At 44.8% G+C, this 13,751-nt stretch carries 10 protein-coding genes; 5 read left to right on the top strand and 5 right to left on the bottom strand.

The genetic code is table 11. The annotated features are described in order from the left end of the window. Nucleotides 1-25 precede the first annotated feature (25 nt). Both BLW60_RS03090 and feoB read right to left on the bottom strand, forming a co-directional pair. A complete protein-coding gene (locus BLW60_RS03090) occupies nt 26-163 on the bottom strand; it encodes a FeoB-associated Cys-rich membrane protein (RefSeq protein ID WP_081348090.1) in 138 nt (45 codons plus the stop codon). Next, on the bottom strand, nt 164-2,512 hold the full coding sequence (gene feoB / locus BLW60_RS03095; protein ID WP_074714417.1) for a ferrous iron transport protein B: 2,349 nt from the start codon (nt 2,510-2,512) through the stop codon (nt 164-166). Between the two features lie 595 nt (nt 2,513-3,107). Between feoB and BLW60_RS03100 the strand changes: the two genes are divergently transcribed. Then, entirely contained in the window at nt 3,108-5,120 is a 2,013-nt protein-coding gene (locus BLW60_RS03100) for a metallophosphoesterase family protein (protein WP_074714418.1), read from the top strand. 53 nt (nt 5,121-5,173) lie between these two features. Here the strand turns inward: BLW60_RS03100 and BLW60_RS03105 are convergent, their stop codons facing one another. Beyond that, nucleotides 5,174-5,974: a class I SAM-dependent methyltransferase gene (locus tag BLW60_RS03105; RefSeq protein WP_074714419.1), complete on the bottom strand. Its 801-nt coding sequence runs from the start codon at nt 5,972-5,974 to the stop codon at nt 5,174-5,176. Nucleotides 5,975-6,526: 552 nt separating this feature from the next. Here BLW60_RS03105 and BLW60_RS03110 point away from each other — a divergent pair. The 4 genes from BLW60_RS03110 (at nt 6,527) to BLW60_RS03125 (ending at nt 12,015) form a co-directional block, all read left to right on the top strand. Then, nucleotides 6,527-9,277, top strand: a complete 2,751-nt coding sequence (locus BLW60_RS03110) for a CotH kinase family protein (RefSeq protein WP_074714420.1) — start codon at nt 6,527-6,529, stop codon at nt 9,275-9,277. A gap of 25 nt (nt 9,278-9,302) precedes the next feature. Next, nucleotides 9,303-9,935 (top strand): carbonic anhydrase, encoded by a 633-nt coding sequence (locus BLW60_RS03115; protein WP_278289824.1) that lies wholly within the window; start codon nt 9,303-9,305, stop codon nt 9,933-9,935. Between the two features lie 28 nt (nt 9,936-9,963). Continuing rightward, entirely contained in the window at nt 9,964-10,701 is a 738-nt protein-coding gene (locus BLW60_RS03120; RefSeq protein WP_074714421.1) for a purine nucleoside phosphorylase YfiH/LACC1 family protein, read from the top strand. 126 nt (nt 10,702-10,827) lie between these two features. Further along, nucleotides 10,828-12,015 carry an alpha/beta hydrolase-fold protein gene (locus tag BLW60_RS03125; protein WP_074714422.1) on the top strand — a complete coding sequence of 396 codons (1,188 nt, stop codon included), beginning with the start codon at nt 10,828-10,830 and terminating at the stop codon, nt 12,013-12,015. Between the two features lie 122 nt (nt 12,016-12,137). Here the strand turns inward: BLW60_RS03125 and BLW60_RS03130 are convergent, their stop codons facing one another. Further along, nucleotides 12,138-13,190: a metal ABC transporter substrate-binding protein gene (locus BLW60_RS03130; protein WP_074714423.1), complete on the bottom strand. Its 1,053-nt coding sequence runs from the start codon at nt 13,188-13,190 to the stop codon at nt 12,138-12,140. An 87-nt stretch (nt 13,191-13,277) separates the two neighbouring features. Beyond that, nucleotides 13,278-13,580 carry a hypothetical protein gene (locus BLW60_RS03135; RefSeq protein WP_074714424.1) on the bottom strand — a complete coding sequence of 101 codons (303 nt, stop codon included), beginning with the start codon at nt 13,578-13,580 and terminating at the stop codon, nt 13,278-13,280. Between the last annotated feature and the right edge of the window lie 171 nt (nt 13,581-13,751).

Raw genomic sequence — 13,751 nt, forward strand, 5'->3', positions numbered from 1 at the left:
TTTCCCTCAGCTTTACAGGTATTTTTCATTTTTTAGAACAGCCGCCGCATTTAGCACAGTTACCGCAGCAGCTTCCGCTTTTTGCATTCTTCACCGTTGCCCTTACCGCAAAGACAAGAGCCGCAGCTATAAGTACTATAAGGACAATATCAGCTATATTCATTCAGCTCACTCCTATCGCTATAAGTACAGCACGTATTATAAGTGTTACCACCCACGCAACTCCGCACTGCCATACTACCACTGCCAGAGCATATTTTTTGCCAAGCTCCCTCTTTACAGCTGCAATAGCCGCAACACATGGAGTATAAAGCAGTGAAAATACCAGCAGACAGCCTGCGGAAAGAGATGTCATTGCAGCACCAACGCTGCCCGAATACAGTATCTCAAGTGTGGAAACTACGCTTTCCTTAGCCATAAATCCGCTTATAAGCGCAACAAGTATGCGCCAGTCGCCAAGTCCAACAGGGCTCATTACAGGTGCGAATATACCTGCTATGCCTGCAAGTATGCTGTCCCCTGCATCGCTTACCATATTCAGATGAGTGTCAAAGCTCTGCAAGAACCATACAACAACTGTAGCAATGAGTATTACCGTGAAAGCCCTCTGCAAAAAATCCTTCGCCTTTTCCCAGAGAAGCTGCGCAACGTTCTTTGCGGCAGGAAGTCTGTAGTTAGGAAGCTCCATTACAAAAGGAACAGCTTCGCCGCGGAACAAAGTGCCCTTGAAGAGATAAGCGGCAAGTATTCCCGTAACTATACCGAGAAGATAAAGTCCGACCATTATGAAACCGCCTCGTTTTGGGAAGAAAGCATTTACGAAAAACGCATATATAGGCAGTTTTGCGGTACAGCTCATAAACGGCGTGAGGAGTATGGTCATCTTTCGGTCACGCTCACTGGGAAGAGTCCTTGTGGACATTACAGCAGGCACTGAACAGCCGAAACCGATAAGCAGCGGAACTATACTTCTTCCCGAAAGTCCCACCTTTCGCAGGAGCTTGTCCATAAAGAAGGCTACTCGCGCGATATAGCCGCTGTCCTCAAGCATTGACAGGAAGAAGAACAGCGTTACTATTACAGGCAGAAAGCTGAGAACGCTTCCCACACCTGCAAAAATACCGTCTATAACAAGATCGTGTATGACTGTATTTACGTGTGCATGGACAAGAGCTTTATCGGTAAGCTCCGTGGCCTTATCTACGCCCATTTCAAAAAGATCCTGTAAGAATGCTCCGATAACATTGAAGGTCAGGAAGAAAACAAGTCCCATAATAAGGATAAACGCAGGTATGGCAGTATATTTGCCCGTTAGTACCTTGTCTATCCTGCGGCTGCGGATATGCTCCTTGCTCTCCGCAGGCTTGTTTACGGTGTCGTCGCAGAGCCTGTGTATAAATCTGAACCTCATGTCTGCTATAGCGGAGCTTCTGTCGAGACCGCGCTCCTTTTCCATCTGAGAGACTATGTGCTCCATAGTCTCGATCTCATTCTGGTCAAGGTCAAGCTTTTCTATTACAAGAGGATCGTCCTCAATGACCTTGCTGGTGACAAATCTCAGCGGCATTCCTATTGCCTCAACATGATCCTCGATAAGGTGGGATATGCCGTGCAGGCAGCGGTGTACTGCACCGCCGTTCTCGGTCTTGTCGCAGAAATCATATCTCAGCGGTCTTTCCTGATAATACGCAACGTGCATCGCGTGTTCAACAAGCTCCTCGATACCCTTGTTTTTAGCTGCGGAAATAGGCACAACAGGTACTCCCAGACGCTTTTCCATATGGTTTATGTCGATACTTCCGCCGTTTGAGGTCAGCTCGTCCATCATATTCAGTGCAACTACCATAGGTATGTTCATTTCGAGGAGCTGCATTGTAAGATAGAGATTTCGCTCTATATTGGTAACATCTACGATATTGATTATAGCGTGAGGCTTCTCATTAAGTACGAAATTACGCGAAACTATCTCCTCACTGCTATACGGCGACATTGAATATATACCCGGCAGGTCTGTGATAAGTGTATCGTCATGGCCTATGATAGAGCCGTCCTTGCGGTCAACGGTAACACCCGGGAAGTTGCCTACGTGCTGCTTTGAACCCGTTAAACGGTTGAAAAGTGTGGTCTTGCCGCAGTTCTGATTGCCAACAAGTGCAAAACGTATCACTGTGCCCTTTTCCAGCGGTACACCGTCACCTTTAGCGTGGAAGCGTCCGCCCTCACCAAGTCCCGGGTGCTCGGTCTTTTGTTTTTTCTTCTTTTCCCTGACTTCTTCTTTTTTGTCAGTGACAGGACAGACTTCGATCTCGTCTGCGTCAGCAAGACGGAGAGTAAGCTCATACCCGTGAAGTCTCAGCTCCATAGGATCACCCATAGGTGCGTATTTTACAAGAGTCACCTCTGCTCCCGGGATAAGTCCCATATCAAGAAAATGCTGTCTCAGCGCACCTTCTCCGCCGACCTTTTCAACTCTGACGGTCTCTCCTATTTTTATGTTTTTAAGCGTTTCCATAACCTGCTCCTAAACCTGTAAAGATCATATTTTTTTCTATTATATCGCAAAGGATATATCAAATCAATTCTTTCAGAAGCCCCATTATCATTGTTAAAATAAAAAAATATTTCCGAATATGTCTGATTAAACTATTCTGATACGATTTGTATTTATGTGAGCGTAATTACTACTACCACATTAGCAAGCCCTCGGAAACTTTTCGCAGTTCACTCCCCCCATCGCTGCGGAAAATGTTTCTTTGATTTAATCATATCCTCGGAAAACAGGTACAGGTTTCTGTGCCTGTTTTGCTTTTATATGGTAAATACTGCGTTAAACCTTGTATCATCGAGGGTTAGTTTAAACAAACCCTGCTTTATTCATTAGGGTTAGTTCTCACTAACCTTTATACTTATAATATCACTTGCATAATCTTTTGTCAATAGCTTAAACAACATTAAAACACTTTTTGTAAGCATAAACAAATAAATTAGTTTTCTCTAACTTATTTTGGATATTATTCGTTTTTTCCCAAAACATTGCATTATTCGCCGATACATGATATAATACATATGATACGTATTTTATTCATAGAGATCGGAGTTTTTCATATATGAATATCCTAAAAAAAGCAGCAGCTGTTTTGTCTGCCGCAGTTTTTTCAGCCATGTTCATGCCTTTTAAGCCGCAGGTCGCCGCAGCCGATAGCTATATCGCTACTGCGCCGTTCAGTCTCGAAAAAGGCGTTCTCACTCTGGACAGCGGCGAAAAATGGTATAAAGTAAACGAATTTGAAAACGGGAATGACTACATCATAACAGTAAAAGGCTCTGACGATAAAGAGCTTATGCTGACTGCTTCAAATGACGATATAAGCGAATATATCTGGCATTATTACAGAAGCACTATGGTGACCAGCACTGCTCCCGAGTACACTACCCTCATCTCTCGTTCATTCTCCCTTGCCTGCCACGAGAACGAGCTGTATACTGTATCAAACTGGTGGTCATCAGGCGAAATGGCGTGGGAGTATCATAACGGCAATCTCTGCTACAAAGAGGACGGAAGCGTTTCTTATCTAAAATACAGTGAAGGAAGCGATGTTCCCTTTACCTGTACCCATAATGCCGCAGAAGCTGCCGAAGTAAGCCTGTATTCAAACAGCGAATACCTGAGCCGCTGCATTGCGGAGCACCCTTCCGCAGAAAGCTATGTTATCGAGGGAAGCGGTTATGCTGCACCTGTATTTACAGCAAAGCTTTACTCAGATGATATCGTTGTCGATAACGTGAAGTGGTTCATTAACGGAAAAGAACAGTCCTGCGCAGAGCTTTCGTTCACCGCCGATGCTCTCAGAAATAAAAAAACAGGAGTTTACCGCGTAAACTGCCTTATCGAGGGACACGACGGCAATGATATCCATTACCGTGAAAAGTCGGCAGACGCAGCATTTATTGTTGCAAAGGGAGTTACGCCCGAGTCCTTTATGACTTTTTCAGATGTACACGAGCAGTACTTCTTTATCACCGATGCCATAGAAAGGATAATGGCGCAAACAGGCGGATACGTGCCTTCACTTGTCATATGCACTGGCGACCTTGTAAACGGACCGACTGCAAGCAAGGAGAAGATGCTTGACCGCTATTACCCTCAGATAGTATCATATCTCGGCGGACTTGATACAGTATTCGTATCAGGCAACCATGATTCGGGAGAAGCAGCTTCCATAATGTCAGACAAAGCAGGTCTTGGCTGTGAGAATGACCGTTCACCTTACGGCGGACAGATATTTAAAGGCACTTCCCAAGCCGCTGCTAAAAACGGCAAGAGCAGCCGTTTCGCAAAAGGTATCACGGTATACGGTCTTAACTTTGAAGCGTCTATCGAAGGAAGCGGCAATAATATCACTTACTCCTACGACAGAACGTTAGATAAGCTTGACAGCTTTCTGAAAAAGACTGCTGAGGATTATCACGGCGAACTTGTGGTCATATCGGCTCATTCGGGACTTCATGTACTGGGTGTTCAGCCTGAGTCAATGACTCGCTACGGAATTCAGATAAGCAAATGGATAGGCGAAAATCAGTACAATGTTGATAATTCCTATGAGCTGACTAAGCTTATAAACAGCTACGCCGAAAAATACAATATGGATATAATGTACCTATTCGGTCACGACCATTCCCGTCAGGAAAGCGAGCTTATCATGACAGACGGCGACAACATCACAAGCACTGTTGAATACAGCAGCAGAAGCTGCGATACTCAGCCGCTGAAATTCACCTATGCACATTCGGGCTATCTTTCCACTACCATAGGCTGTGCCGATGCCCATTTCAGCTTCGTATACCGCAACGGTGAAAACTACAGCTTTGACCTTATGAGCACTTACGATAATACGGTCAGACATACCGACATCAAGGCGAAAAATACATTCAAAGAGCCTGTTGTCACTGCTTCGGCATCAACAACTGTCACAACTAAGACAACAGCAGCAGGAACTTCCGCAAAAAAAGGGGCTAACAGCCCTGCTACAGGCGATAAATTCAGCATTATCGGCATTGCCGTCCCTGCGGCAGTACTTATGCTGATAAGCAGAAAGCGCAAAAGAATGACCGTTAAATGAAAAGCTCCCGAAAGCAGCTGATTACTGTTTTCGGGAGCTTTTTGCATATATTCTTAAAGCTTTCGCGCCAGTTGCAGGTCTAAGGTATCGGATATGACAAGCCTGCCGCCGTGAGCGTTTACGGCTTCTTTTATGCTTGAAAAGAACTCTTCCCTTACTCCTTTTTCAATGGCGATGTGGTCTGAGTAAGTGCCGAGGAGCTGAATGTACTCATCAGCAGTAAAAACACGTTCACGATAAAACAGATGAAACTGAATATCGGTGAAGCCGTATTTGCCTGATATATTTGCGGTTTTCTCGGACTGCTCTGCCGTATACTCGGCGGCAGTACCGCGCTTCTTCTCGGGATAATAGCTGTAGTAGTATTTATCATAGACATCTTCTATTGCCTGTGCAAGTGCGTTATCTTTTTTGCTTATGCAGGGGTGATTGGCAAAACGTGCAAATGCTCCGCCCTGTCTGAGCATGGAGAATACCTTTCGGTAGCCTGTCTCCTCGGGTATCCAGTGGAATGCAGTTGCGGAGAATACAAGGTCATAGGTATTTTCGGAAAAAGTCATATCTTCAAATTTTCCTGTCATAACAGTCAGATTCGGGTATCCCTTAAAGTTTTCCCTCAAAAGTTCGGACAAATTCTCACCGTATTCTACTGCTGTGAGGTCACAACCCGTATCAAGCACAGGCTTTGTAGCCTGACCGCTGCCGCTTCCTACCTCGACAGCACGGCTGTTTTTATCAATATGTACATAGCCGAATATCTTCTGATATAATTCACCGACATATCCCGGACGCATCTTATCATATGCTGATGAAACACTGTCAAAAGTACGTTTAAGCTCATTTTCTGCTGTCATTGCAATGCACCTCCGTATAACAACATAGGATAATCATTATATAACATATCATACCAAAAGTCAAGCAACGAGATTATACGCTAAATATTAACATCAAAAATATTAAATACAGTAATTATTTCCACATATATTGCATTTTGTGTTTATGTGTGCTATAATAAATGTAGCACATTAATTATATCATAGCGTTTTACTTATATGGTATAATGAACGCAAAAGCATTCATTATAATTGATTTAAAAGCCCTTGCAGATACGCAAATCCGAGATTTGCTCCCTGCATATCGGGCAATTATATCATAACGCTTCGCTTATATGATATAATGAACGCAAAAGCATTCATTATAATTGATTTAAAAGCCCTTGCAGATACGCAAATCCGAGATTTGCTCCCTGCATATCGGGCAATTATATCATAACGCTTCGCTTATATGATATAAATAATGCAATGTAAATGGGAATGCGGATTACGACAGGGAATCTATAAGACAGAAAAATGTTCCGGTAATAACGGTTCAATGAGGATGATTAATCTAAATTATCGGAGGAGAACATGAAAAACAGATCAAAGAAACGTACTGCTGCGGGAGTACTGTGTCTTGGTATGCTGTTGCAGTCAGCAGCATATCTCCCTGCAAACGCAGACAACAACGGTGCAGTGACCATAAATGAGGTATGCACCAAAAACACCACCTACCAGTCGGGTGACGGGAAATATTATGACTGGATCGAACTTTTCAACAGCGGAAAGTCAGAAGCAGACATCTCAGGCTGGGGACTTTCAGACAAGGAGCAGGAGCCTTACAGGTATACTTTCCCGAGCGGAACTCATATACCTGCAAACGGAAGGCTTGTTGTGTTCTGCGACACCGATGCCGCAGCCAGTGACAGCAAGACTGCTCCATTCGGATTATCTGCTTCGGGCGAAACTCTTGTACTTACAGACTCACAGGGCAAAACAGCTCAGACTCTTACAGTCGGCACACTTGCTTCGGATACTTCATATGGACAGTATCCCGACGGCAGCGGCGAATTCTACACACTGAGCTGTACACCAAACAAAGAAAACGCTGCTCCCGAAGGCAGTGCAGCTGTACGTCAGCCTGTGTTCTCACAGGAAAGCGGTTTTTATGATAGCAGCTTCTCTCTGAACCTTACCGCAGAAGAAGGCTGTACCATTTACTATACCACTGACGGCAGCGATCCCACAACAGAGTCTGAAAAGTACACAGCACCTATCACTGTCGAAGATATGTCGGATACTCAGAACCGCCTCAGCGCACGTACCGATATAACTCCGAACAAAGCGACAGCACCGCGAAACAGCGTTGACAAGGCAGCTTTGATACGCGCAATATCAGTTGACAGCGAAGGCCGTGCAAGCGAACCTGTAACAAAGACGTATTTTATAGGCAAAACAAATTCGGGATACTACAAGCAGATGAAGGTAGTATCATTAGTCACAGATCCTGACAACCTTTTCGATTACGAAAAAGGCATCTACTGTCTCGGAAAGGTGTTCTACGGCGACAAAAATCCAAACGATCCGCAGGAGGAGCAAAGACCCGAGGAGCACAAAGAGGCTGAGGGCGAAAGACCTGAGGATAACAAACCTGAGGAAAACAAGCCCGAGGAACATACAGGTCCCGAGGGCGGCAGACCCGGACGCAGCAGAGCTCCGCAAAACGGCAACATATGGGAAATGGAAGCCAATTATACTCAGAGAGGAAAAGAATGGGAACGTCCTGCTAACTTTACTCTCTTTGACGGCGGCGAAATGGTACTCCAGGAGAATGTGGGTATACGCATAAAGGGCAACTATTCAAGATGCCTTGCGCAGAAGAGCTTCAATATCTACACAAGACAGGATTACGGCTGTGCAGAGTTTGATTACGACTTCTTCTCGGGAAAGGCTACCAAAGCTAAAAACGGAAAGGCTATCAAAAAGTACGACGGACTCGTTCTCCGCAACGGCGGCAACGACAACGGTGCGGCTTTCTTCCGCGACAGCATAAACCAGAGCCTTATCACTGACAGAGCATTTGCTTATCAGGCTACTACAGAATGTGTCGTATTTATCGACGGCGAATTCTGGGGCACATACCAGATGATGGAAAAAATAAGCGACAGCTACCTCAGCTCTCACTACGGAGTTAAGAAAAGCGATATCGCTATGATAAAGAACGGCGAGCTTGAAGAGGGCAGCGAAAGTGACCTCAGTGACTGGCAGTCTCTTTGCAGCGGTGTTGCAAACGGCAGCATATCCTACGATGAATTCTGCCAGAAAGTGGATATACAGGGATTCATGGACTACTTTGCAGCTCAGATATACTGGGCTAATGCAGACTGGCCGAAGAGAAACTATACCGCATGGCGTTCAGATGCCATTGACGAGGAAAATCCATATGCTGACGGCAAGTGGAGAATGGTTCTCTTCGATACGGAATCAGGTCAGGGACTTTACGGTTCTTACGACAAGTCATTCTCAGCCGACTGCTACAGCCGCTTGAAACAGGACGGCAGCCAGCTTGCTAAAATGTTCACTGCTCTTTCGGGCAATGAAAAGTTCAGACTGGACTTTTCAAGAACTATGATGGATATGGCAAACTATAACTTCGTTCCCGAAAAAGTCAACGAAGTCATCAGCTATTACAAGAACAACTACAAGCAGCAGATCGCAGATACTTATGAGCGTTTCAACTCTGGAAGCTCGGGCAAATTCGAGAGCGAGCTCTCAACAGTTGCAAACTTCTACGCTCAGCGTTATTCCTATGCGGAGCGTACCACAAGATCGGCAATGAAGCTTTCTTCCGAGCCGCATAAGCTCACAGTAATAAACTCAGGCGATAAGGGTACCATAGATCTTAATACCCTCAAGCTCGGAAACATCGACCAGTGGAGCGGCAAATACCACTCCGATTACGACATCACTATCTCAGCAAATGCCAGCGGCGATGAGTCTTTCACACGCTGGAACATAAAGGGTGCGGAGATAATAAGCGGAGACAAGACTTCGGCAACTATCACGGTTAGACTCAGCTCAGATGCAACAATTGAAGCAGTTTACGGCGATTCGGAAGGTACTATTTCCGAAGAACCCGATGAAGAATATATTTTAGGCGACCTCAACAACGACGAAGTTGTGGACATCTATGATCTCAGCCAGATGAGAAAGGCAGTCGTTTCAGGCAGTGCAGAACACTTCGCAGCTGCCGATATCAACGGCGATAAAGCTATCACCAGCGATGACCTTACACTTCTCAAGAAGTACATCACAGGCGAGATAAAAGAATTTAAAAACTAAAACATAAAAACAGACCGTCTGTCATATGGCAGACGGTCTGTTTACATTTTCATGCAGAGATGATATAATAAATACTGAGGTGATAAATATGGAGTCATACAGAATTACTGCCGATCAGGCAAAAAAACAGCTTGTCACGGGCAATCAGAAATATATCGCAGCAAGAGAACTGAAAACCGATGTTTCACCCGAAACTCTGCTGAAATTCAGCCATACAGGTCAGCAGCCCTACGCTATCATCATTACCTGCTCGGATTCAAGAGTAGTACCTGAACTAATATTCTCCGCAGGTATCGGCGATCTTTTCGTTATCAGAGTTGCAGGAAATGTCATCGACTCTCACCAGCTGGGCAGCATAGAATATGCCGCTGAACATCTCGGTACAGGACTTATCGTTGTACTCGGTCACGACCACTGCGGTGCAGTTGACGCTGCTATGAACCATGAGCCTGAGGGCTATATAAAGTACATAACGGACGAGATAACAAAGGCTATAGGCGATGAAAAGGACGAATTCCGCGCCTGCTGCCTCAATGTTGAGCACAGCTGTGATATTATCGAGCACAGTCTGCAAATACAGAAAGATGAGAAAGAATACGGCTTAAAGGTGCTGGGGGCTATCTATCATCTTGAAAGCGGCGAGGTCGAATTCTTATGATATCTCTGACCGCTATGAGGTAATATAAATGAAAAGCATAACCATAATTGACGATGAGTTCTCTATCGGCGGTTTTACTTCGGGTAATGAGGGCATATGGACAAGAAACGCTCCCACCGATCCGCCTACAGCTGATTATATTTCCCTCAGCGGCAGCCTTGAAGTGCCGTTGATGCGGATAGTTCGCCCATATCAGGCGAGCGGCGATAGAGTTGAGATAGTCCATGCTGAACACGGCGGCATGGGAGTCATAAAGGATAACGTTCTCAAAAAGGTGGACGGTATCGTAACTGCCGAAAAAGGCATCGTTCTCAGCGTTCTCGCGGCGGACTGCGTTCCAATATATCTTATTGACAAAAAGGCGGCAGTCATCGGGCTTCTGCACTGCGGCTGGCGTTCGGCAGCAGGCTCACTTCTCCATAATGCCGTTCAGCGCATGAAGGAGCTTGGTGCTGCTCCTGCTGAGATACAGGTGATAACAGGACCTCATATCTGTGCTGAGTGCTATGAAGTGGGCGAAGAAGTCCGCAAAGTTTACGCCGAAGCATTCACGAAAAAACAGCTTGAAAAGATATTCGTTCTCAGGAATGATAAGCTGTATCTCCACCTGTCGGAAGCTGTACGTTCAAAAGCTGCGGCAGAAGGTATTCCTGATGAAAACTTCTCTGACATAAACTGCTGCACTTTCCATGACAAGTCATTATACTCATACAGACGTGGCGACAGAGGCAGACAGAATTCCGCATTTATTATGATGAAAGCATAATTTAAATGTTTAATGCGGCTGTGCCGCTTCTTTTTTTAGTATTTAACCTTCCGAATTCCTTGACTTTTCGGGAAATTTACGGTAAAATTAAACAGTAAATTGAGTATTGGACTCGGGGGTATTAAAATGAATATTATCAAAAAAACTGCTGCTTCATTTGCAGCTGCCGCAGCTATAGCTGTATCTTCTGTTATGCCTGCATCAGCTGCTGTAAGAGGTGACCTTAACAACGACGGCACTATCGACTCATTCGATGTGGTACTATGCCGCAGGAACATCATAACTATGTTCTCGGGCGGTCAGACTGACCTGCTTGCTGATATCGACGGCAACGGCTCTATACAGATAAACGACCTTGTACTGCTGCAAAAATACGTGCTTGGCACTATAAAGGAATTTCCGCAGACCACAACTGCCGTAACTACTACTACAACTTCTGCACCTGTTGTAACTACGACTGTCACAACTCCAAGCGGTGACAGCTACATGAAGAAAATGGCAGCTGATATACACATTCACGAGGAATCGTCCTCAACTGAGAAAAAGTCAGGCGTTGACTACGGAACGATTGAGAAGAAAACTTACTTCTCAAAGGACGCTCAGCGCGAAAAGAACCTCAATATCCTGCTCCCACCGGGATATGACAGCAGTCAGAAATACCCTGTAATGTATGTTTTCCACGGTATATTCGGCTCTGAGGACTCCATGCTCGATGACAGCATGAAGATACAGACAATGCTCGGAAACCTTGTTGCTTCGGGCGAAGCTGAAAAAATGATAATCGTTTTCCCGCAGATGTTCACCACAAAGGAAAATATCTTCCCTGCATTCACAAATGAGTCCTCACGGGCATACGATGCTATCCGCGAGGATCTCGAAAACAGCATCATGCCGTTTATGAAGGAGAATTACCCTATAAAGGAAGGCAGGGAGAATACAGCCGTTACAGGCTTCTCAATGGGCGGCAGAGAGGCTCTCTATGTGGGAGTCACAAGACCTCAGCTCTACGGCTATGTGGGCGGAGTATGCCCTGCTCCTGGTATATTCCCTACTGTTGACGGAAATATGACTCACGAGGGCTGTATGTCTCCAAGTGAATTCTGTTTCGGTTCAGCTCCGAGCCCATATGTTTTAATGATAACCTGCACAAGATTTGACGGTACTGTAGGAGACGCTCCCGACAGCTACCATGACGCGCTCACTCAAAACGGCGTGGAACATATCTGGCATCAGCTAACTGACGGCGACCACGGTGCAATATCCGTAAGAGCGCATATGTATAATTTCCTCAGATATGTATTCAAAGCTAAATAATGCTGTTACTTATATAAAAGCTAAGCCCCGAGGCATCGCCTCGGGGCTTGTTCATTCTATTATCGTACTCGCCGAATTTTTTTCTTAATTGTTGATCACTGTAAGTGCAGTAACTCCGCATCTCACTTGAGCGTACCGCTCAGGACATCGTAATTCTTCTGCATGAGCGAGATATAGCTTGCACCGTCCTTTATATCGTTTTGGGATACTGACTGGAGCGAATTGAGTTCGGCTATCTTTACACCGCTCTTTCCCGAGCTTGAAATAACTGCATTTGCTATATCCTTGTTTGAATTTTCAAGTATATAAACATTATCGCAGTCTAACTCCTTTACTTTGTCTGAAAGGAATTTGATAGTTTCAAAGCTTGCTTCGGATTCAGCGGAACAGCCGATAAATGCGGCAAAGTAATCAAGTCCGTAATCGTCTACAAAATAACGAAACGGAAATCTGTCAGCAAATATAAGCGTTTTTACGGAAGCACCGTCAACAAGTGCCTTGAAGCTGCTGTCAAGCTCATCAAGCTCTGAAACATAGCTTGCAAGGTTAGACTTATAATCAGCAGCATTTGCAGGATCTATTGTCTCAAGACCGCTCTCTATCTCTGTACAGAGCACCTTTGCATTTTTCAGTGAGAGCCATACGTGTTCGTCGTATTCGATCTCGTCCTCATCTTCCTCTTCGGACTCCTCTTCTTCCTCGCCCTGCATACCTTCTTTCAGCTCCTCAGCCTTTGCAAAATCGCCGAGAGCGTCCATAAGGTTAATGACCTTCATATCCTTGTTTACTGCGTTTTCGAGCGCATCTTCCACCCACTCGTCAGACTCGCCGCCTACATATACGAACAGATCACAGGTCGATATCTTCATTATATCATCAGCTGTGGGCTGGTAATTATGAAGATCTATACCGCTGTCAAGCAGATAGGAAATATCAACGTTTTCGGCATGGCTGCCGAGTATCTCCTTTGTCCAGTCATACTCGGGGAATATAGTGCATACGACCTTCAATGGCTCTGCATCAGTTTTTGTTTCCTTATTCTCTGTATTCGTTACAGACGCACCTGTCTCACTTTTTTCAGATGCTGCTTTACCATTAGCAGACGAACAGCCAGTAAATGCTGAAATAGCCAGCATTAAACTCATTGCTGTTAAAACCTTACTTTTCTTTGACATAAAATTTGACCTCCATTTTGAATAACTGACAGATTTGGTTATGCTTTGCCCTGAAAAGGCATAGCTGTCCTATAAAACTGGCGTTTTTCAGCTTAGGAGCTCAACCTTCAGCGATACAAGAGTATCATGCTCTGAATATACTCTGATAACTGCTTTTATAAGTGCCGCCACCGTAATGAGCAGCAGCATAAGCTTTATAACACCTGCTGCACCTGCATTTACCGTATGAAGCACATGACTGCACTCAGCAAGTTCGACGCAGACGGAGCAGTTCTCCCCCGAACATACGTGGTCGGTATGAACTGCTATATAACAAGCGGAGCTGAAAATAACAAAGCTGAATATGAGAAATGTCATAAATGAGAGTATTCTGTTTTTGTTATTCATCATGCTCACCTCAGCTTATCAAAATATAATATGATAATGATTATCATATTTGCACTATTAATTATAACTCTTATGACAGTCCATGTCAATGCATGGCTATGATTTTCTACGCCCTCTGCAAATTGATAATGTTTCTCATTTTGAAACTATTAAAAATGAACAATCCCCGCATTG

Origin of the sequence: Ruminococcus flavefaciens, assembly GCF_900108555.1 — a bacterium.
Taxonomy (GTDB): Bacteria; Bacillota; Clostridia; order Oscillospirales; family Ruminococcaceae; genus Ruminococcus; species Ruminococcus flavefaciens_P.